Origin of the sequence: Trinickia diaoshuihuensis, assembly GCF_003390925.1 — a bacterium.
Lineage (GTDB): Bacteria > Pseudomonadota > Gammaproteobacteria > Burkholderiales > Burkholderiaceae > Trinickia > Trinickia diaoshuihuensis.
Map to the genome: position 1 here is coordinate 258,826 of NZ_QUBS01000084.1, position 18,445 is coordinate 277,270.

The 18,445-nt window shown below is 58.5% G+C and carries 17 protein-coding genes, 1 tRNA gene and 1 pseudogene; 11 read left to right on the forward strand and 8 right to left on the reverse strand.

Annotated elements, in window-relative coordinates:
- The first annotated feature begins 19 nt into the window (after positions 1-19).
- The 4 genes from DXT59_RS23160 (at position 20) to DXT59_RS23175 (ending at position 3,521) form a co-directional block, all read left to right on the forward strand.
- A complete protein-coding gene (locus tag DXT59_RS23160; RefSeq protein ID WP_116139520.1) occupies positions 20-973 on the forward strand; it encodes an aldo/keto reductase in 954 nt (317 codons plus the stop codon).
- 195 nt (positions 974-1,168) lie between these two features.
- Positions 1,169-1,591, forward strand: coding sequence for a GAF domain-containing protein (locus DXT59_RS23165; protein WP_116139522.1), 423 nt, complete (start codon positions 1,169-1,171; stop codon positions 1,589-1,591).
- 308 nt (positions 1,592-1,899) lie between these two features.
- Positions 1,900-3,018, forward strand: coding sequence for a nucleotidyltransferase (locus DXT59_RS23170; protein WP_162878205.1), 1,119 nt, complete (start codon positions 1,900-1,902; stop codon positions 3,016-3,018).
- On the forward strand, positions 3,018-3,521 hold the full coding sequence (locus tag DXT59_RS23175; RefSeq protein WP_162878206.1) for an SLATT domain-containing protein: 504 nt from the start codon (positions 3,018-3,020) through the stop codon (positions 3,519-3,521). The genes DXT59_RS23170 and DXT59_RS23175 overlap by 1 nt, the downstream gene beginning before the upstream one ends.
- 79 nt (positions 3,522-3,600) lie before the next feature.
- On the opposite strand, the gene DXT59_RS30770 is transcribed toward DXT59_RS23175, so the two are convergent.
- Positions 3,601-3,918: a hypothetical protein gene (locus tag DXT59_RS30770; protein WP_162878207.1), complete on the reverse strand. Its 318-nt coding sequence runs from the start codon at positions 3,916-3,918 to the stop codon at positions 3,601-3,603.
- A gap of 159 nt (positions 3,919-4,077) precedes the next feature.
- Here DXT59_RS30770 and DXT59_RS23180 point away from each other — a divergent pair, with 159 nt between their 5' ends.
- Positions 4,078-4,425, forward strand: coding sequence for a helix-turn-helix domain-containing protein (locus DXT59_RS23180; RefSeq protein ID WP_116139528.1), 348 nt, complete (start codon positions 4,078-4,080; stop codon positions 4,423-4,425).
- A 574-nt stretch (positions 4,426-4,999) separates the two neighbouring features.
- On the opposite strand, the gene DXT59_RS23190 is transcribed toward DXT59_RS23180, so the two are convergent.
- The 7 genes from DXT59_RS23190 to DXT59_RS23220 all read right to left on the reverse strand — a co-directional run bounded on the left by DXT59_RS23190 (position 5,000) and on the right by DXT59_RS23220 (position 12,322).
- Positions 5,000-5,674 carry a hypothetical protein gene (locus DXT59_RS23190; protein ID WP_116139532.1) on the reverse strand — a complete coding sequence of 225 codons (675 nt, stop codon included), beginning with the start codon at positions 5,672-5,674 and terminating at the stop codon, positions 5,000-5,002.
- Between the two features lie 37 nt (positions 5,675-5,711).
- Positions 5,712-6,287, reverse strand: coding sequence for a hypothetical protein (locus DXT59_RS30775; RefSeq protein WP_162878208.1), 576 nt, complete (start codon positions 6,285-6,287; stop codon positions 5,712-5,714).
- A gap of 121 nt (positions 6,288-6,408) precedes the next feature.
- Complete coding sequence (locus DXT59_RS23200; RefSeq protein ID WP_116139537.1) at positions 6,409-7,785, reverse strand: site-specific integrase; 1,377 nt, start codon at positions 7,783-7,785, stop codon at positions 6,409-6,411.
- A 74-nt stretch (positions 7,786-7,859) separates the two neighbouring features.
- Positions 7,860-7,936: transfer RNA gene (locus DXT59_RS23205), tRNA-Met, on the reverse strand.
- Between the two features lie 101 nt (positions 7,937-8,037).
- Positions 8,038-9,696: an MFS transporter gene (locus DXT59_RS23210; RefSeq protein WP_116139539.1), complete on the reverse strand. Its 1,659-nt coding sequence runs from the start codon at positions 9,694-9,696 to the stop codon at positions 8,038-8,040.
- 243 nt (positions 9,697-9,939) lie between these two features.
- Positions 9,940-11,535 carry a sensor histidine kinase gene (locus DXT59_RS23215; protein WP_240324629.1) on the reverse strand — a complete coding sequence of 532 codons (1,596 nt, stop codon included), beginning with the start codon at positions 11,533-11,535 and terminating at the stop codon, positions 9,940-9,942.
- A 7-nt stretch (positions 11,536-11,542) separates the two neighbouring features.
- Positions 11,543-12,322, reverse strand: a complete 780-nt coding sequence (locus DXT59_RS23220) for a response regulator transcription factor (RefSeq protein ID WP_116139541.1) — start codon at positions 12,320-12,322, stop codon at positions 11,543-11,545.
- Positions 12,323-12,627: 305 nt separating this feature from the next.
- Here DXT59_RS23220 and recA point away from each other — a divergent pair, with 305 nt between their 5' ends.
- The 6 genes and pseudogenes from recA to DXT59_RS23250 all read left to right on the forward strand — a co-directional run bounded on the left by recA (position 12,628) and on the right by DXT59_RS23250 (position 18,196).
- Positions 12,628-13,701, forward strand: a complete 1,074-nt coding sequence (gene recA, locus DXT59_RS23225) for a recombinase RecA (RefSeq protein WP_116139603.1) — start codon at positions 12,628-12,630, stop codon at positions 13,699-13,701.
- A 109-nt stretch (positions 13,702-13,810) separates the two neighbouring features.
- Positions 13,811-14,272 (forward strand): annotated as a pseudogene (gene recX / locus DXT59_RS23230) (recombination regulator RecX); the annotation flags it as partial.
- 187 nt (positions 14,273-14,459) lie between these two features.
- Positions 14,460-15,176 (forward strand): DUF2889 domain-containing protein, encoded by a 717-nt coding sequence (locus DXT59_RS23235; protein WP_116139545.1) that lies wholly within the window; start codon positions 14,460-14,462, stop codon positions 15,174-15,176.
- A gap of 12 nt (positions 15,177-15,188) precedes the next feature.
- Positions 15,189-16,358, forward strand: a complete 1,170-nt coding sequence (gene sucC, locus DXT59_RS23240; RefSeq protein ID WP_116139548.1) for an ADP-forming succinate--CoA ligase subunit beta — start codon at positions 15,189-15,191, stop codon at positions 16,356-16,358.
- Positions 16,359-16,397: 39 nt separating this feature from the next.
- Positions 16,398-17,279 (forward strand): succinate--CoA ligase subunit alpha, encoded by an 882-nt coding sequence (gene sucD, locus DXT59_RS23245; RefSeq protein WP_116139550.1) that lies wholly within the window; start codon positions 16,398-16,400, stop codon positions 17,277-17,279.
- A gap of 194 nt (positions 17,280-17,473) precedes the next feature.
- The gene (locus DXT59_RS23250; protein ID WP_116139605.1) at positions 17,474-18,196 is read left to right on the forward strand and encodes a TerC family protein; all 723 of its coding nucleotides are present in this window, start codon (positions 17,474-17,476) and stop codon (positions 18,194-18,196) included.
- The last annotated feature ends 249 nt before the right edge of the window (positions 18,197-18,445 follow it).

The window sequence follows — 18,445 nt, forward strand, 5'->3', positions numbered from 1 at the left end:
GAACAACCGTGGAGCATATATGACAATCGACAATCTGAAGAACCCCACGATCGCACTGGGCACGTGGGCTTGGGGCGACAGCGGAGAGATCGGCAACGGATACTTCGGCAGCGAACTGACCCAGATTGAACTGGGGGAGATGGTCGACAAGGCGCAGGCGGCCGGGCTCACCCTTTGGGATACCGCCCGAGTGTACGGCATGGGCCGTTCCGAGACCGTACTTGGCGAGGTGCTAAAGCGCTACGCCCGCGGCGAATATCAACTCTCGACCAAATTCACGCCGCAGATCGCGGGAACCAGCGATGATCCGGTGGCCGATATGTTGGAGCAGAGCCTGGCTAATCTTCGCACCGACTACATCGATCTCTACTGGATTCACAACCCGGCCGATGTGCGGCGGTGGACTCCACACCTCGTTCCGTTACTCAAAAGCGGGAAGGTGAAGCATGTCGGCGTGTCGAATCACAACCTCAGCGAAATCAAGCTCGCGAACCAGATTCTCGGTGACGCCGGGTTTCGGGTGGAGGCCGTCCAGAACCACTATAGCCTTCTGTATCGCGGCTCCGAGCGCGCGGGGATCGTCGATTACTGCCGCAACGAAGGCATCCCGTTCTTCGCCTATATGGTTCTCGAACAGGGTGCCTTGACGGGCAAGTACGGTCCCGAGAATCCGCTGCCGCAGGGCAGTACCCGGGCGGAAAATTACAACGGCGTGCTGCCTACGTTGAAAGCGCTGACGGATAAGCTTGCGTCGATCGGCCGGAGCTACGGCGCCGAAGCCGCTGACGTAGCGGTGGCGTGGGCCATCGCCAAGGGCGCGACACCGATCGTCGGCGTGACGAAGCCTCGGCATATAGAGGGGCTGATCAGAGCCCGGCGTATCACGCTCAGCAGCGGCGACATTGCGGAGCTGGAAGCGCTCGCCCGGGCGGCTAACGTCAATACGCGCGGGTGGTGGGAGCAGGAAATGTGAGTCCGATACCGCTGTTCCCAACGCGAGGCTCGTCAGCTTTTGTCAGACAAAGCCTACATGCATCCCGTCGATCCTACACACGTCTCCGCCTTCGCTGATTTCGCTAAACCGCGCCGTCGACCATAGTGAAGTCATCGAACGACGCCGCTTGCAACGCCTCCCCGAACAACCAGCGGCCGTCGTGGGAGACAGATCATGAAGACGATTCGCTTTTTGACGCATCAGGAAATTTTCGACGAGGTTGTCGCCCATTTGAACACGCAGCGCGGCGCCGCATTGCTGCCGCGAGGCGGCGGCGCCTACCGCGGCGCATGCGGTGGCTGCCCGGTCGGGCACTTTATTCGTCCGGCGGATTATTCAACCGCGATGGAAGGTGTGCCGGTGCGATATGTGATTGGTTCCGCAAACCATCCGCACTATATGGATGCCGGTATCGCCGCGCTGCGTAAAGCGTTGCTGAAAGCGAAGATCAATGTCTACGAGGAACGGACGGTCGCGCTGATGAGCTGCCTGCAGAATGTCCACGACGCCTTTGGCGTATGGGAATGGCAAGATCGCCTGCAATCGATCGCTCGGGAGTTTGGCCTCGCAGCGGATGGGCTTAAGGTTGCTGCGTAGACCCTAGCCCTCAACTTGAAACGACAAAAAGCCCGCGAAGCGGGCTTTTTGAAATTGGTGGCGAATCAGAGACTTGTGCCCCGATGAACTGCCAACCAAAGAAAATTCCTTACAAATCAAAGGATTCGGCTCAACTTTTGCGGCGTCAAAGCGTCAAAAGCTTTGGTGGCCCAACTGTACCACCCGTCCCCACATCCGTCTACGAAGGTTCTTCTTCACGACTGCGCGATCTTTGAGCAAGACGCCGTCCCGCCGTTGGGAAATCCCTGTATATTCGTACAGCATCTGGTCCGAGAAATGGGGTCGTTATGTCCTCGAATGCTCTAAATGGCTTGCCACTGGCTGCGTTGCTTGCAGGACAGGATGCGCTATCTGCGGCGCTGGGGCCCACGCTCCCACAGAGCACGACCTACTTTTCGCCACCGGCCCTCGGTCTCGGGTTATTGGGGCAGAGTCCAAGCAATTCTGTGGGCATATCGACGCTACTTGGCGGACTTACGCAATTGCCACCACCGCCGGTGGTCGATAACGGACCAGGATGGATCTACGTCACTAGGAGATTCAGGACATTCCTTGACAACCTCGCGTTGACGTCGAATCAGGTCGCAGACGGGCAGACAAAGTTTGGGGGCGTGGTTTCATGCCTTAACGCGGCCTACCATGGACACAACTCCGAAACGCTGAACGCGTTTTACATCGGCTCGTGGGCCAAGCAAACTCGCATCCGTCCGCCGCGAGATGTCGACCTGTATTTCCTGCTTCCGCTTTCTGCCTATCATCGTTTCCAAGGCTATCAAGGGAACAAGCAGTCGGCCCTATTGCAGGAGGTTAAGGCGAAATTGCTTCAGACTTATCCGAGGACCAATATCAGAGGCGATGGCCCGGTCGTTTTGGTAGGCTTCGATAGCTATAACGTTGAGGTTGTCCCTGCGTTCCTCTACGACGCTGGTGACCGTTCCTACTACGTGTGTGACACAAAGAACGGTGGTCGATACATGACAACTAAGCCGTTGCACGAGGTCGATGCGATCGCGGCGGCTGATGCTAGAAATTCGAACAACGTGCGGCGTCTGGTGCGAATGCTGAAGGCGTGGCAAGCGTGGTGCTCGGTGCCTATTAAGTCGTTCTATTTGGAACTACTAGCAGTCGAATTTATGGACCAATGCCCATGGCGGCAGAACGACTACTTTTACTACGACTGGATCAGCCGCGACTTCTTCGGATGGTTGATTTCCAAGGCGAATACATTCGTTTTGGCACCAGGCACGTTCGAACTGCTCTGGCTGGGTGACGCGTGGAAATCGCGTGCCGAAACGGCTTATGCCCGTGCAATAAAAGCTTGCCAGTATGAACGCTCCAATACGCAGGGAGCCGCTGGCGACGAATGGCAGAAGATTTTCGGGTTCGACATACCAAAGTGGGTCTGATGGAACAACGTACGGAAGAAATCATCGCTGAATGCCGAAGGCAAGAAGAGTCATGCCTTTATACGTCTACTGCTCTTTATGAGTGGTTGAAGGTGATCCGATTTTGGCGTATGACGTTCGTCGTTCTGCCAATTATTTTGGGATCGCTCGCAGGCGCAAAGGTTTTGGTCAAGTACCCATCACTTGACTGGCTCACGGCAGGGGCTGCATTGCTTGCTGGCTTGTTTCCTGCGATTTTCAAAGCTCTCGACCTTGATGTTAGTATGAAGTCGATTTCGGATAGCGCAAGTCGATTCAAGGTCCTGCAGGACCGTTTTCGCCAGACATCGCGGATCAGCGCGACAAAACCTGAAGATGAGCTTGAAGAAGAGTTCAAGGCTTTGATGGAGCGCATGGACGATGCACGTATGGTAAATCCGGTTATTCCTGAGCGCTATTTCAGGTGTGCGCAAAAGAAGATCAAGTCCGGGGACTACAAGTTCGATGGCGTTGTGAGTGAGTGAGTAAGAACGAACCGCGCATTTGTTAAAAGTGGAACCTATAGGCGATGTCAATTTCTGCTGTTATTTTCTAGATAATTGGTTACCCTGTTGTTGAGTATTTTGGTTTTAAGTTTCCCCGCTTAATTCCTTGTTGGGGAACAACAATCACGGAGCGACGAATTCCACGAGCAATGAACACAACGGCCCAAACGAATAACCCGAGCATGACCACACCAACAAGTGAAGCGCTATAAAGCACTGCGGCGGTAATGAGCAGATAAAAAGCTGCGGGCAAGGTGAGTAGTGCAATGTGTCCCGTGAAACCTGGTGCGTGATGTCCCTTGTTCCGGTAGGTGATGAGCAAACTTCCGTCGGCCTGCCGTGCGGTTGTGTACTCAGCCGAGAACGTGCTTTCCATGGTTTTTTCTTGTTGAGGACAAACGGATCCTTCCGCAGCGCGTTGGCACTCTGCGGATAAAGTCTCTTTATGCTACCTACAGAGTGACATTGCAACCTTAGAGCGACTGCATGTCAAGACGTAGCACTGCGACTATTGAAGTAGCGTTGGAGGGATGCTATGGACAAGGATGCAGAGATTGCGTTAGCTGAAGCTGTGGGCCGGAGCGTTAGGGCACGTCGGGAGCAGGCTGGCTACACACAAGAGCAGGTGGCTGAGGCGCTTGGCCTGCAACGGGAAGCTGTTGCTCCGGTGGAGCGAGGCACGGCAATACCGACTGTGGTTCGACTGGTTGAATTGGCTGAGCTATTCGGCTGCAACATCGATGCGCTGTTGCTTGAGTCGTCCATACGGGCGGACGATCAGGCTAGGGCGATGGCGAAGATCTTGGATGGGCTGTTCCTCAAGGACAGGCAAATGCTCGTCAGAGGATTGCAGGAATTGGCTTCGCGGTTTCGTGAGAAATAGTGGCAGGGCAGCAACTCAGGTCGTTCGAACTGACGCACTACCCCCTATCTCACTTATGTGCTTCATCAACTCCGTCCAGCGTTCGATGCATTCCTCTGCGAGCTCAAGGGCGTCAATGAAGCCCGATGACGTGCCGATCAAGTATCGAGCTTTTGTGATTTCGAGACCACCCGAGCCAGTGAGCCAGGTACTAGAGGAATACTGACTGTACGATATATGAGGCTCGCGACCCGTGCGAGTACGTTCAAGTCGGAAGTGTTTGGTCCCGTTGCATAGATCGGCACAAATCTTCAAACACTCGTTTTTGTTGATGAACTGGTCCACTTCTTTCGCTGTAACGCCGACCGTGTTTGAATGAATGATCCAATCTCTCACGTGATAGCAGTGCATAAAGAACGAAAGAATATCGTCTGCGCACTCTTCCTTGCTACGGCTCGTTGAGTCGACGCCTTGATAGACAGCTCGCAATCGCTGAAGATATCGCTTCGCTCGTTCAAGTTGTTCCAAGTTGTCTTCTCTCGCGTTTCAATGTTTCCCGGCTTCGCAGGGGATCTGTTAACGAAACGCTGGCGAGTCACCATGCCTTCAGGTTGTTGGCAACTCCGTCTACAGCGTTGGGCAACACACCGGCAAAGCTGACCCGCCCGTTAATATCCTTCTCATACTCAGCCTTCTTTGCTGGGTCGAAGAAGGCGCCAAGATTGGGAGCTGCCTCCTTCGAAAAATTGGCACTGGCAGCGATCGTGAGCTTCGTCGGATGCGCAAACTTGTGAAAGACGCGATACGCCGCATTAAGTGTTTTCAGTGATTCAGGGTTTACGCCAGCAGCCTTCGCATTCCTGTTCAGGTGATGTATCGAGTCGTTCGTTGAGTACTTGTCGGCCATAAAGTTGTCCAGCACGGGAAGGCCCTTGGTCGAGCAAAGAAGCGCGAGTGCTATGCCTTCCATGGCTTGCCGAAAAAGCGCTCCGCCCGCCACCGTATAACCCGATATGAACAGCTTGAACGACTGGACGTTCAGGTTGATGGTCATGAAAACAATCCCGACCACCATACCTTGGCGTTCGTCCTTTTCAGGTATCGTCTCATAAAGTTCGTGCCATCTCCATAAGGAGGTAGCCATATGTTTGGCGAAATCGTCTATTTTAGTGCTGAAATGGCTATAAAATTCAGACTTTGCACCTTCGTCCGTAGAGCGTAGCTCCAGCGAAAACATTTTTTCGAAGTTCAGAATTTCTTCTTTCTTCATCGTCAACTCCCGTGGTTACGCTTTCTATCGTATTGCCTTAGTGTGGGGCTAGGTGCGAACGAAAACTATCTTTGATTCGAGATTTCGCGAACTCCACCTTTTTGCCGATTTCTATTGCTGCCTCATGAGATTTTTGGAAGCAATCGTCCCGGTGATCCACCGCTTTGCCTTCCTGCGTTAAATGTAAGACTGTAGAGAAATTTCCCCAAAAAACGTTCATGTGACCGTATATCTCTTCGCAAGTGCGTGCGGCCTCGGGAGCGTAGAAATCGGCGATCATTCTCAACTCGTCTACCTTTTCGCACAGCAGCTTGTATTTTTCGTCAAATTCGGATTTAAGTATGGCGGATCTTCTCATGATAACTATTTCTGTTATGGAAAATTCGCGTCCGATATGACTGAGTAATTTGTGAGCAAAGATTAATTGAGCGGATGCGGAATCGTATAGCTTTGATGAAAAATCAATTTTTGATTTTTCTTTTGCAAGATCGAATTGGAATAAGTTGCTTTCCCTCTGATTGCGAACTTGAGTGCGACTCGTGATGACAACTGCGAGAAGCGTGGATGCGGTTCCGATTAATGCGACAATCGTCGTCAATAAGGTTGCTTGCATGGGAGTGCCCGTGTGCTAGAGGCGATGGAGTCAGTTATCAGCCCACCTGAACAGAGTGAGTGGTGTTTACTCACTCTGTTCAGGTGGGAGTGTGGTGCGTGTGTTTCTGTTTGGGCCATTCCTACTTCCAGATATTAAACATCGATCTGTGGTATTTGAATTGTGAAAAATCAAGAAAATCAAATTCCACAAATTCAACGACATTTTTCAGTGTCGTAAGTGATTTTTCAACTTGGTAGGTGATGAAGTGAACTGAGTTGAGCTTTACGTTAACTAAATTTTGTTCGATATGACCAACTAACGACATGAGAAGTGCCGGATTGATGTTGATGTCTGTCAGATAGTTGATGAACGTCGAGCGAAATGAGTGGAAAACCTTCTCGGGGCTGACGATATTGATTTCGCTTGTATCGAGATACTGACCGTAGCGACGGCTCAGATTTTTGCTGAATCCGTTTTTTCCTGCGGGTGGTAAGTAAAAGAAGACATGTGACTTGCCATGCTTTTTGATGTCGGAAACGTATTCGAGAAATCCCGTTTCGATAATTTTGTCGCTGATTGGAACTTTGCGAATTGATTTCACTGTTTTTGCCACGTCGGCGGGAATGTCGAAGTAGTGAACGCTATCTTGCTCTTTGATGAGATCAACGCGCATCGCACAGATTTCTTCGATCCTCATTCCAGTAAAGAGGGCAATCAAAGGGCCGAAGAAGTTGTCGGTTTTTCGCCGCATGAATCCGTAGTTTTTTGGCGAAAAAATCTTTTTCAGTTCGTCATCGACGTAAGCGACCCAATGATGTCCGTTCTGTGCGAGCTTACTTCTTGCCGTAATCCTGATATTGCTGAATGGATTGGGTTGGAAATAGTGCTTGTTATTGATGGAGAACTCGAACAAGTCCTTCAGGAAGGAAATTTTAGAATTAACCTGTTTGGCCGACGTGCCACTACTCAACATTCGTTGCTTGTAGGTGATGGTGGTTTCGTCCGTTACAGCGCCAATTTTCGGCTTATCAAAAAGCTCGATGAACTCGTTGTAACAGTTCTCTTTTTCGTAGAGCGTGCTGTTTTTATTGTCGAACTTCTTCTCAAGCAGGTATTGTTTGACGACCTCGGACAGCAAGAGCGATTGAGTTTCGAGCTTGCCAGCCGCAATAGTCACGGCTTCCTTGAACATGCCTACTTTCTCAATAGCATCCATCGCACGCGCATGATCTTCTGCATCAGACGCTTCGATGATGCCTTCCTTGAGATTGATGCGGTACTTGTCTAGGTCGCTCGGCCTGAGAACGAAATCGGTGATCTTCGGCTTGCTCATCCTGCTGGTCTCGATCTGCATGTTGAAGTGGAGCGCAAGCAACTTTGCTTGCTGGAAATCCTTCGTGCCGAGGGACTTCCTGAACTCTACCTGTTTGAGCGCAGCTTGGAGAGATTTGGGGACGACGACTCGCAGATAGTAGGTGCCATGTCGGTCGCGTTGCAGGCGGGGAATTTTGATCATCTGTGCCACTCGCTGTGACAACAGACAAAAGAAAAAGCCTTGTAGACCATTGATCTACAAGGCTTTTTACAATTTGGTGGCGAATCAGGGACTCGAACCCCGGACCTGCGGATTATGATTCCGTCGCTCTAACCGACTGAGCTAATTCGCCGAAGAAAACGGATTATGGTCAAGGCGGGCGGAGCTGTCAAGCCCTTTCTGCGGCGACCTACGAAAAACGCCGTGCCGCAGAACCCGCCGCCGCCCACTGCCTCAATCCTGAGCGTAGATATTGGAGTCCTTGGTCTCCTTGACGAACAGCATCCCGATCACGAACGTACCAAGCGCGATCACCACCGGATACCACAGCCCGGAGTAGATATTGCCCTGCGCCGCGACGATCGCGAACGCCGTCGCCGGCAGGAACCCGCCGAACCAGCCGTTGCCGATGTGGTACGGCAGCGACATCGACGTATAGCGGATCCGTGTCGGGAACATCTCCACGAGCATCGCCGCGATCGGCCCGTACACCATCGTCACGTAGATCACGAGCACCGCCAAGATCGCCACCGTCATCGGCCAATTCAACTGCGACGGATCGGCCTTGGCCGGATAGCCGGCACCCTTGAGCGCGCCTGCGAGCGTCTTGTCGAATGCCTTGCCCTTGTCCTTTGCGTCGGCGGCCTTACCGTCGTAGGTGTCGATGACCTTGTCGCCGACCTTGATCTGAGCCAGCGTCCCCGCGGGCGCCGCGACGTTCGAGTAGTTCAGGCCCGATTTCGCCAGCGCGCTTTTCGCAATGTCACAAGAACTCGTGAACTTCGAGGTGCCGACCGGGTTGAACTGGAACGAGCATTCATCCGGATTGGCCACCACGACGATCGGGGCTTTTTGCTCAGCGGCTTCGAGCATCGGGTTCGCGTAATGCGTCAGCGCCTTGAACAGCGGGAAGTACGTCACGGCGGCAATCAGGCAGCCCACCATGATCACCGGTTTGCGGCCGATCCGGTCCGACAGCGAGCCGAAGAACACGAAAAACGGCGTGCCGATCAGCAGAGCCAGCGCGATCAGGATGTTCGCGCTCGCGCCATCCACCTTCAGCGTTTGCGTGAGGAAGAACAGCGCGTAGAACTGGCCCGTGTACCACACCACGGCTTGGCCGGCCGTGAGGCCGATGAGCGCGAGAATCACGACCTTGAGGTTCTTCCACTGGCCGAACGCTTCGGTCAGCGGCGCCTTCGACGTCTTGCCCTCGGCCTTGATCCGCTCGAACGCCGGCGATTCGCTCAGTTGCAGACGAATCCAGACCGAAACAGCCAGCAAGATCAGCGAAGCGACGAACGGAATGCGCCAGCCCCAAGCGCCGAACGATTCCTCGCCCATTGCCGTACGCACCCCGAGAATCACGAGCAGCGAGAGGAATAAACCGAGGGTGGCCGTCGTTTGAATCCAGGACGTGTAATAGCCGCGGCGGTTGGCCGGCGCATGCTCGGCGACGTAAGTCGCCGCGCCGCCGTACTCGCCGCCGAGCGCCAGGCCCTGCAACAACCGCATCGCAATGAAAATCACCGGCGATGCGAAGCCGATCGAGGCATAGCCCGGCAGGAAGCCGACGACGAACGTGGACAGACCCATGATCATGATGGTGATCAGGAACGTGTACTTGCGGCCGACCATATCGCCGAGCCGTCCGAACACGAGCGCCCCGAACGGGCGCACCGCGAAGCCCGCGGCAAACCCCAGCAACGTGAAGATGAAGGCAGCGGTCGGGTTGATGCCCGAAAAAAAGCTCTTGCTGATATAGGCCGCAAGCGAGCCCGCTAGATAAAAGTCGTACCACTCGAACACGGTGCCGAGCGACGACGCGAAGATCACGCGCTTTTCGTCGCTGGTCATCGGCGCGTGCGAAATTTGCCCGCCAAGGGTTGCCATCGTTCGTCTCCAATAGTTTTGATCATGCGTTCGTAGGCGGCGGCACTCCTTGCCCACCCGTCGTCGATTATTGGAACGAAAACTTACGGCCTACTGACGCGGACAGCATTTCCATTCGGCCATCCGGCGAACTTCGTTGAGCGGCTTTTTCGCGGAATATGCTACCAAAATTCGTTAAAATAAGCGAAAACACGCCTTTTCACCAAATAGGTGCCGGATGATCGGCGGCACGGAACGCCCCTCTCAGGGTAAGCTCGGGGTGTCGCTCGATATCGGCAAGCTGATGCGGATGAGGGTGCCCGCGAGGCGCGGCGACGCCTGGTAGACATGATCGTCGATCGTGAGCGTCCCGCCGTGCATGACGGCGATCTCGCGGACGATCGCCAGGCCCAGCCCGCTACCGTCGCCTTCCCGCCCGAGGATTCGATAAAACCGCTCGACCACTTTCGGCCGTTCGGCTGGAGCGATGCCGGGGCCGGTGTCCTCCACTTCGATGAGCACGTGGCCGGCTTCTCGCCGTGGCCGCACGCGCACGGTAATCCGGCCGCCGGCCGGCGTGTAGCGGATCGCGTTATCGATGACGTTCGAGAGCATTTCGCGCAGCATGACGGGATTGCCGTCGACGAAAACCGGTTCCTCGGGGCCTTCATAGCCGAGGTCCATCTGCTTGGCGAGCGCCGCTCGCACCCAGTCGCGCACGGCCAGCCGCGCGAGATGAGTCATCTCCACGTGCGTGAATACCTGGCCGGAGCTGCGATTCTCGGCGCGCGCGAGCGCGAGCAATTGCGTCACGAGCCGAGCGGCCTGATCGGCGCCCGTCGCAATTTGTTCGAGCGAGCGGCGCACCTCGGGCGAGACGTCGTCGCGCAGCGCGAGTTCGGCCTGCATGTGCAGTCCGGCGAGCGGGGTCTTCATCTGGTGCGCGGCGTCGGCGATGAAGCGTTTTTGCAGATCGACGTTTTGTGCGAGACGCGTCAGCAGATCGTTGAACGAAGTGACGAGCGGTTCGATCTCGGGTGGGGCGCTCGAAGCTTCGAGCGGCGAAAGGTCGTCGGGCCGACGGCCCCGTAAGTTGGCTTGCAGCGACGTCAGCGGCGCAAGCCCGCGCGACAGTCCGAACCACACGAGCACGATCGCGAGCGGCAGAATCACGAATTGCGGCAGGATCACGCCTTTGATGATCTCGTTGGCAAGCGCGCTGCGCTTGTCGAAGGTCTCCGCCACCTGAACGAGCGCCGTCTGCTCGTTGCCGTTCGCCGAGGGGAGCGCCACCGTCGTATAAGCGATGCGGATGTCGTTGCCCGCGAGCGTCGCGTCGCGAAATTCGACGAGGCCCGGCTGCGGGCGATCGTCTTCGTCCGGCAGGGGCATGTCGGGCACGCCCGCCACGAGTTCGCCGTGCGTGCCGATGACCTGATAGAAGACCTTATCGACGTTGTCGCCGGTCAGGAAATCGCGGGCGGCCTCGGGCAGCGTCAACGTGGCCACGCCGTTGACCGGGTGGATCTGCCGCGCCAGCACGTACGCGTCCGTTTCGAGGCCGCGGTCGAACGGGCCGTTCGCGATCGTTTTGGCGACGAGGTACGTGACCGCGATGCTCATCGGCCAGAGCAGCAGCAACGGCGCGAGCATCCAGTCGAGTATTTCCCCGAACAGCGAACGCGGCCGGTTCGGCGTAACACTCTCGGTTTCGTCGGGCGGCGCGAACGGATTGCGCGCGCCGGCGGCAAGGGGCGGCTTGACGGTATCGGCGTCCGGCCCTGGCTCGCCGGGCCGAATGGGGTGGGGCGGGCCGGACGAGCCGGGCGCGCCTTCGTTCGCGGAAGCGGGTGTGGCCACAGCGGGCCTACTTCGGCCGGGCGTTCGCGGCAACGTCGGCGGGCGGCGGTGGGACGGGCACGTTCGCCACGGGCTCCGCCGGTGCCGGCGCGGCCGCGGGAGCCGCTCCCGCGCCGGCCGTGGCCGGCTTTTCCAGGCAGTAGCCTAGACCGCGTACCGTAATAATGCGCACGCCGCTCGGCTCGATCTTCTTGCGCAGTCGATGAACATAGACCTCGATCGCGTTGTTGCTGACCTCTTCGCCCCACTCGCACAGGTGATCGACGAGCTGTTCCTTCGAAACGAGCCGCCCGATCCGTTGCAACAGGACTTCGAGCACGCCTAGCTCGCGGGCCGACAATTCGAGCACTTGCTCGTTGACCGACGCTACGCGCCCCACTTGGTCGTAGGCGAGCGAGCCGTGCCGCACGAGCGCGGGTCCGCCGCCGCTGCCGCGCCGCGTCAGCGCGCGCACGCGCGCCTCGAGCTCGTTCAGGTGAAACGGCTTGCTCATGTAATCGTCAGCGCCTAAATCGAGCGCTTTCACGCGCTCGTCCACGCTATCGACAGCCGTTAGGATCAGCACCGGCAAAGCAGAATTGCGCGCGCGCAGGCGGCGCAGCACTTCGAGTCCGGACAAGCGCGGCAGGCCGAGATCGAGAATTAGGAGGTCGAACGTCTGCATGGAGAGCGCGGCGTCGGCCTCGTTCCCGCTTTTGACGTGATCGACGGCATAGCCCGATCGGCGGAGTGATCGGACGAGGCCGTCCGCGAGTATGCTGTCGTCTTCGGCAATGAGTATTCGCATGATGCGCCGCGCGGCCCGCCAGCGCTTTCGTACTGGTGCGGCGCGGGTGTCTCCGGTGGTCTTGTGGATCCGACGGCAGCAGCGGTTTGCGAGGCGCCGCTCCGATACTCCGTTGCCGCAACGCAAATCCGTCAGCGCCGGGCTTGCAAAGAACCCTGTTTTTTTATACAGTATCTGCGTTTCGAGCGCCAGCCGGCGTATGGCATGAAGCGGCCCCGGTCGTGACCGAGGTTGCGCAGTCATCGGCGCCTCATCGCCCGGCCCGCCCGCCGCAGATGCCCGCTCATCATAGCAAAGGACGATTCATGGAAGAAAGCAAGAAAGGCTCGGCTGGACTGACGGCTGAAAAGAGCAAGGCGCTGGCTGCCGCGCTCGCGCAGATCGAGAAGCAGTTCGGCAAAGGGTCGGTCATGCGGCTCGGCGACGGCGAGGTGGCCGAGGACATCCAAGTGGTATCCACGGGCTCGCTCGGCCTGGACATCGCCCTTGGGGTCGGCGGCTTGCCGCGCGGGCGCGTGGTCGAAATCTACGGGCCGGAATCGTCGGGTAAAACCACGCTGACGCTGCAAGTCATCGCCGAAATGCAAAAGATCGGCGGTACGGCGGCGTTTATCGACGCGGAACACGCGCTCGACATTCAATACGCGCAAAAGCTCGGCGTGAACGTCGGCGATCTGCTCGTTTCGCAGCCCGATACGGGCGAGCAAGCACTCGAAATCGCCGATGCGCTCGTGCGCTCGGGCTCGATCGACATGATCGTCATCGACTCGGTGGCGGCGCTCGTGCCGAAGGCGGAAATCGAGGGCGAAATGGGCGACTCGCTGCCGGGCTTGCAGGCGCGGCTGATGTCGCAGGCACTGCGTAAGCTCACCGGCACGATCAAGCGGACGAACTGCCTCGTCATCTTCATCAACCAGATTCGGATGAAGATTGGCGTGATGTTCGGCAACCCCGAAACGACGACGGGCGGTAACGCGCTGAAGTTCTACGCTTCGGTGCGGCTCGATATCCGCCGCATCGGCTCGATCAAGAAGAACGACGAAGTCATCGGCAACGAAACGCGGGTGAAGGTCGTCAAGAACAAGGTGTCGCCGCCGTTCCGCGAAGCGATCTTCGACATCCTCTACGGTGAGGGTATCTCGCGTCAGGGCGAAATCATCGATCTGGGCGTGCAAGCGAAGATCGTCGACAAGGCCGGCGCCTGGTACAGCTACAACGGCGAACGGATCGGCCAAGGTAAGGACAACGCGCGCGAGTTCCTGCGCGAGAATCCCGACATGGCGCGCGAGATCGAGAACCGCATCCGCGAGTCGCTTGGCGTCAATGCCATGCCGGTCGGTACCGGCGGCGACGTCGAAGTGGCGGACGAAGAAGAGTAAGCCGCTCGTGATGCGGAAAAGGCGGGCAGCGCAAGAAGGCGACCCGCTGTCCGATGACGAGGCGTTCGACTCGTCGTCGGACGCCTCCGAGCATGCGCAAGAGAGCGACCGCTCGCGCCGGCCTACTCGTTCGCTGAAAATGCGTGCGATCGATTATCTCTCTCGGCGCGAGTACAGCCGCGTCGAACTCACCCGCAAGCTGGCTCCGTTCATTGAACCCGGCGACGATCTCGACCCGCTGCTCGACGCCCTGGAGCGCGAGGGCTGGTTATCCGATGCGCGTTTCGCTGAAAGCGTGATGAATCGGCGCTCGTCGCGCATGGGGACGAGCCGCATTGTCAGCGAGTTGCGCCAGCATGGGCTAGGCGATGAACTCGTGCAATCGGTCGGCGCCCGGCTCCGTGAAACGGAGCGCGCTCGTGCCCAAGCAGTGTGGCGCAAGAAATTCGGCGAGTTGCCCCAATCGCCCGCCGAACGAATGAAGCAAACGCGCTTTCTCGCGATGCGCGGGTTCTCCCACGCCACGATCTCCCAGATTCTCAAAGGCGGGGACGACTGGAGCGACGAATAAAGCTTGCGTTGCAAGCTTGTCGCATCCGTTTCGCGTCCTTGCCGCGTTCGTCTCGCCCGGCCTAGCCGGCGCGCGATGAGTTGCGCCATGCGAGCGGCCGGTGCAACCGCATCCGTCGGCTGCGGGCGCCTGTGATAACTCAGTATGGTAAAATCCAGCGGTTTTCCTCTCCAGCCGTTCCCCTCGCATGCCGCTTTCGCCGCCCGTCTCCCGCCAGTTGCGCCATCGCCGCGCAATCCGAGCGGAAGCCTTCGAGCGCGACGACGGTCTGTGGGATCTCGAGGCGTGTCTGACCGACCATAAGCCGCGCGATGTCGCATTGGCGCCCGGTGTCCGGCCCAAGGGCCTACCGATCCATGAACTCTGGCTTCGCATCACCATCGACCGCAAGCTCACCATCGTCGACGCGCAAGCGTCGTCGGAATGGGTGCCCTATCCCGGTCACTGCGAAGCCGCCAATCCCGCCTACCGCGCCCTCATCGGTCTCAACCTGCTCAACGATTTCCGCCGCCACGCACGGCGCTTGCTCGCCGGAACGGCAGGCTGCACGCATCTCACCGAACTCTGCTCCATCTTGCCGACCGCCGCGATCCAAGCATTCGCCGGCGACGTGTGGAGCACGCGCGACAGCGCGACGGACGCCACCAATGGTGATTCCGCAAGCCCCGGCGCACATCGCGAACCGCCGTTCCAACTCGACCGCTGCCATGCGTTGCGATTCGACGGCGAAGCGGTGCGCCGTTTTTATCCGCGCTGGTACGGACATGCACCGCGCGGCGTCAAGGCGGGCGACGCCCCGGCGGGTCAGGCACCGGCCCCGGTGAACGGGTCGCCCACGCCCGACGAGCATGGCGCGAGCGCACAGAATAATCACGAAGTTCAATCTCACTCTCACTCAGACTGAAGGGAATCACGCATGAAGATTCACGAGTACCAGGGTAAGGAAATCCTGCGGAAATTCGGCGTCGCGGTACCGCGTGGCAAGCCGGTGTTTTCGGTGGATGACGCGGTCAAGGCCGCTGAAGAGCTGGGCGGCCCGGTGTGGGTCGTCAAGGCGCAGATTCACGCGGGCGGTCGCGGCAAGGGCGGCGGCGTGAAGGTGGCCAAGTCGCTCGAGCAAGTTCGCGAGTACGCGAACCAGATCCTCGGCATGCAGCTCGTCACGCACCAAACCGGTCCGGAAGGCCAGAAGGTGAACCGCCTGCTCATCGAAGAAGGCGCGGACATCAAGCAGGAACTGTATGTCAGCCTCGTCGTCGACCGCATCTCGCAAAAGATCGTGCTGATGGGTTCGAGCGAAGGCGGCATGGACATCGAAGAAGTCGCCGAAAAGCACCCGGAACTGATCCACAAGGTCATCGTCGAGCCGTCGACGGGCCTGCTCGACGCGCAGGCCGACGACCTCGCCGCGAAGATCGGCGTGCCGGCCGCATCGATTCCGCAAGCGCGCGCGATCCTGCAAGGCCTGTACAAGGCGTTCTGGGAAACCGACGCATCGCTGGCTGAAATCAACCCGCTGAACGTCTCCGGCGACGGCAAGGTCATCGCGCTCGACGCCAAGTTCAACTTCGATTCGAACGCGCTCTTCCGTCATCCGGAAATCGTCGCGTACCGCGATCTGGACGAAGAAGATCCGGCTGAAATCGAAGCGTCGAAGTTCGACCTCGCCTACATCTCGCTCGACGGCAACATCGGCTGCCTCGTGAACGGCGCCGGCCTGGCGATGGCGACGATGGACACGATCAAGCTGTTCGGCGGCGAACCGGCGAACTTCCTGGACGTCGGCGGCGGCGCGACGACCGAGAAGGTTACCGAAGCGTTCAAGCTGATGCTGAAGAACCCGGACCTGAAGGCGATTCTCGTGAACATCTTCGGCGGCATTATGCGCTGCGACGTGATCGCGGAAGGCGTGATCGCCGGTTCGAAGGCCGTGAACCTGAACGTTCCGCTCGTCGTGCGCATGAAGGGCACGAACGAAGACCTCGGCAAGAAGATGCTTGCTGAATCGGGCCTGCCGATCATCTCGGCGGACAGCATGGAAGAGGCTGCGCAGAAGGTCGTCGCGGCTGCCCAGGGCAACGCGTAAGCGGCTCAGGCGCAACAGGATACGAACAGAGGTCAATACATGTCGATTCTGATCAACAAAGACACGAAGGTCATCACGCAGGGCATCACCGGCAAGACCGGCCAGTTCCACACGCGCGCATGCCGCGAGTACGCGAACGGCCGCGAAGCGTTCGTGGCGGGCGTGAACCCGAAGAAAGCCGGCGAAGATTTCGAAGGCATTCCGATCTACGCAAGCGTGAAGGAAGCGAAGGCCGAAACGGGCGCAACCGTCTCGGTCATCTACGTGCCGCCCGCGGGCGCCGCAGCGGCGATTTGGGAAGCCGTCGAAGCCGATCTCGACCTCGCGATCTGCATCACCGAAGGCATCCCCGTGCGCGACATGATCGAAGTGCGCGATCGTATGCGTCGTGAAAACCGCAAGACGCTGCTGCTCGGACCGAACTGCCCGGGCACCATCACGCCCGACGAACTGAAGATCGGCATCATGCCGGGTCACATCCACCGCAAGGGCCGCATCGGCGTCGTGTCGCGTTCGGGCACGCTGACGTATGAAGCCGTGGCGCAACTGACGGCGCTCGGCCTCGGCCAGTCGTCGGCGGTCGGTATCGGCGGCGATCCGATCAACGGTCTGAAGCACATCGACGTCATGAAGATGTTCAACGACGATCCGGATACGGACGCCGTCATCATGATCGGTGAGATCGGTGGCCCGGACGAAGCGAACGCAGCTTACTGGATCAAGGACAACATGAAGAAGCCCGTCGTCGGCTTCATCGCCGGTGTCACGGCGCCTCCGGGCAAGCGCATGGGCCACGCCGGCGCGCTGATCTCGGGCGGTGCCGATACGGCCGACGCAAAGCTCGAAATCATGGACGGCTGCGGCATCAAGGTGACGCGCAACCCGTCGGAGATGGGCCGTCTGCTGAAGTCGATCCTGTAAGTCGCCGTGACGGGCAGCGCCGGGTGCGAGAGCACTAGGCGCTGCCGCCGAGTCGTTTTTGGTATCCTTTCGAAATTCTTTCGTAAGGCTTCCGGCAGACGCAAAAAAGCGAGGGAGCAAGTTCGTGCTCCCTCGCTTTTTTATTGCTGTCGCCCTTGATTGCTCTGGAACGGCGATTGCCCATGTTCGACGCTATGCTCGATTTTTTCGCGACGCTCCACTGGACGGCGGTTTTTCAGATCGTCGTCATCGATATTCTGCTCGGCGGCGACAATGCCGTCGTTATCGCGCTTGCCTGCCGCAAGCTGCCGGCGGCCCAACGGATGCAAGGCGTGCTGTGGGGGACGGCGGGCGCGATCGTGCTGCGGGTCGTCCTGATCGTCTTCGCCGTCGCCTTGCTCGATGTGCCCTTTTTGAAATTCGGGGGCGGGCTGTTGTTGCTGTGGATCGGCGTGCGGCTGATGGCGCCCTCGCACGAGGCGCACGAGAACATCAAGCCGGCCGATAAGCTGTTGTCGGCCATCAAGACGATCATCGTTGCCGATGCCGTCATGAGTTTGGACAACGTCATCGCGATCGCCGGCGCGGCCGAGACGGCCGATCCCGAGCACCGGATCGCACTCGTCATCTTCGGCCTCGTGGTGAGCATTCCGCTCATTGTCTGGGGCAGCACGCTCGTGCTGCGCATGCTCGACCGTTTCCCCGTCATCGTCACCCTTGGGGCGGCGCTGCTCGGATGGATCGCGGGCGGACTCATCGTCAACGATCCCGCGGGCGACCGTTGGCCGTTGCTCGATACGCCGGTTGCCGAGTACGGCGCGCACATCGCGGGGGCGTTGCTCGTCGTGCTCCTCGGCTATTGGCTCAAGCGCCGGCTCTCGCGTCGGGAGGCGGCGGGCGCGCATCGAACGCACTGACACGCGCGCGGCCAGACCGCGGTTAGCCATTCGGCCAACTACCGCGGCTCACGACGCGCCGATACGCTAGCTCCTCGTTGTCCGCCCGTTCCGGCGGGCCGTCCTTCGAGGAGCGTATTGGCCGATGTGCGTCGTCATTCTCCATGCTGCCCGCCGGTTGTGGGAGCTAACGTCAATAGTGGTGTATGAACAAATTGACGGCGATCGATTTCAAGCGGCGAGTTTCTGCTGAACCGGCCGATCGTCTTG

Excerpts from the sequence above, each read along its gene's own strand:
- DXT59_RS23160 (WP_116139520.1), top strand. The coding sequence starts at position 20 with ATGACAATCGACAATCTGAAGAACCCCACGATCGCACTGGGCACGTGG.
- DXT59_RS23180 (WP_116139528.1), top strand. The coding sequence starts at position 4,078 with ATGGACAAGGATGCAGAGATTGCGTTAGCTGAAGCTGTGGGCCGGAGC.
- DXT59_RS23190 (WP_116139532.1), bottom strand. The coding sequence starts at position 5,674 with ATGAAGAAAGAAGAAATTCTGAACTTCGAAAAAATGTTTTCGCTGGAG.
- DXT59_RS23235 (WP_116139545.1), top strand. The coding sequence starts at position 14,460 with ATGCCGCTTTCGCCGCCCGTCTCCCGCCAGTTGCGCCATCGCCGCGCA.
- DXT59_RS23200 (WP_116139537.1), bottom strand. The coding sequence starts at position 7,785 with ATGATCAAAATTCCCCGCCTGCAACGCGACCGACATGGCACCTACTAT.
- DXT59_RS23210 (WP_116139539.1), bottom strand. The coding sequence starts at position 9,696 with ATGGCAACCCTTGGCGGGCAAATTTCGCACGCGCCGATGACCAGCGAC.
- recA (WP_116139603.1), top strand. The coding sequence starts at position 12,628 with ATGGAAGAAAGCAAGAAAGGCTCGGCTGGACTGACGGCTGAAAAGAGC.
- DXT59_RS23250 (WP_116139605.1), top strand. The coding sequence starts at position 17,474 with ATGCTCGATTTTTTCGCGACGCTCCACTGGACGGCGGTTTTTCAGATC.
- DXT59_RS23175 (WP_162878206.1), top strand. The coding sequence starts at position 3,018 with ATGGAACAACGTACGGAAGAAATCATCGCTGAATGCCGAAGGCAAGAA.
- DXT59_RS30770 (WP_162878207.1), bottom strand. The coding sequence starts at position 3,918 with ATGGAAAGCACGTTCTCGGCTGAGTACACAACCGCACGGCAGGCCGAC.
- DXT59_RS23220 (WP_116139541.1), bottom strand. The coding sequence starts at position 12,322 with ATGCGAATACTCATTGCCGAAGACGACAGCATACTCGCGGACGGCCTC.
- DXT59_RS23165 (WP_116139522.1), top strand. The coding sequence starts at position 1,169 with ATGAAGACGATTCGCTTTTTGACGCATCAGGAAATTTTCGACGAGGTT.
- DXT59_RS23170 (WP_162878205.1), top strand. The coding sequence starts at position 1,900 with ATGTCCTCGAATGCTCTAAATGGCTTGCCACTGGCTGCGTTGCTTGCA.
- sucC (WP_116139548.1), top strand. The coding sequence starts at position 15,189 with ATGAAGATTCACGAGTACCAGGGTAAGGAAATCCTGCGGAAATTCGGC.
- DXT59_RS30775 (WP_162878208.1), bottom strand. The coding sequence starts at position 6,287 with ATGCAAGCAACCTTATTGACGACGATTGTCGCATTAATCGGAACCGCA.
- sucD (WP_116139550.1), top strand. The coding sequence starts at position 16,398 with ATGTCGATTCTGATCAACAAAGACACGAAGGTCATCACGCAGGGCATC.